This window comes from Clostridium sp. AM25-23AC, from assembly GCF_003435125.1.
Taxonomy (GTDB): Bacteria; Bacillota; Clostridia; order Lachnospirales; family Lachnospiraceae; genus Pilosibacter; species Pilosibacter fragilis.
In genome coordinates this window covers 1-599 of record NZ_QWGI01000107.1, presented here as the reverse complement: position 1 = coordinate 599, position 599 = coordinate 1, and the positions used below count along the sequence as shown (strand labels likewise).

At 55.6% G+C, this 599-nt stretch carries 1 protein-coding gene and 1 pseudogene; both read left to right on the top strand.

Going from position 1 to position 599, the window contains the following annotated elements; all coding sequences use genetic code 11:
• The first annotated feature begins 2 nt into the window (after positions 1 to 2).
• The gene (gene mobC / locus DW677_RS18160; RefSeq protein ID WP_117567944.1) at positions 3 to 299 is read left to right on the top strand and encodes a plasmid mobilization relaxosome protein MobC; all 297 of its coding nucleotides are present in this window, start codon (positions 3 to 5) and stop codon (positions 297 to 299) included.
• Positions 271 to 599: pseudogene (locus DW677_RS18155) on the top strand (relaxase); the annotation flags it as partial. The gene mobC and the pseudogene DW677_RS18155, both read left to right, overlap by 29 nt.

The following is a 599-nucleotide window of genomic DNA, read 5'->3' as shown; positions in this document are numbered from 1 at the left end:
ACATGAGCCAAGCCGAGTTTATCCGGCAAGCCATAACCGGGGCAGCCATACGCCCCATCATAACCGTTTCCCCCGTCAATGACGAGTTGCTTGCCGCTGTCGGGAAGCTGACCGCCGAATACGGCAGGATCGGCGGCAACTTAAACCAGATAGCCCGGACGCTGAACGAGTGGCACAGTCCCTATCCGCAGCTTGCCGGGGAGGTACGGGCGGCGGTTTCCGACCTTGCTGCCCTAAAGTTTGAAGTCTTGCAGAAAGTGGGTGACGCTGTTGGCAACATTCAAACATATCAGCTCTAAAAACGCCGACTATGGCGCAGCGGAAGCCTATCTCACATTTGAGCATGACGAGTTTACCATGAAAGCCACCCTTGATGAAAACGGGCGGCTGATACCGAGGGAGGATTACCGCATTTCTTCCCTCAACTGCGGGGGCGAGGATTTCGCTGTTGCCTGTATGCGAGCCAATCTCCGCTATGAGAAAAACCAAAAACGGGAAGATGTGAAAAGCCACCACTATATCATCAGCTTTGACCCACGGGACGGGACAGACAACGGCTTGACCGTAGACCGGGCGCAGGAGCTGGGCGAGCAGTTCTG

What these genes read in the sequence shown, in the direction of transcription:
- mobC (WP_117567944.1), top strand. Translation starts at nt 3, where the DNA reads ATGAGCCAAGCCGAGTTTATCCGGCAAGCCATAACCGGGGCAGCCATA.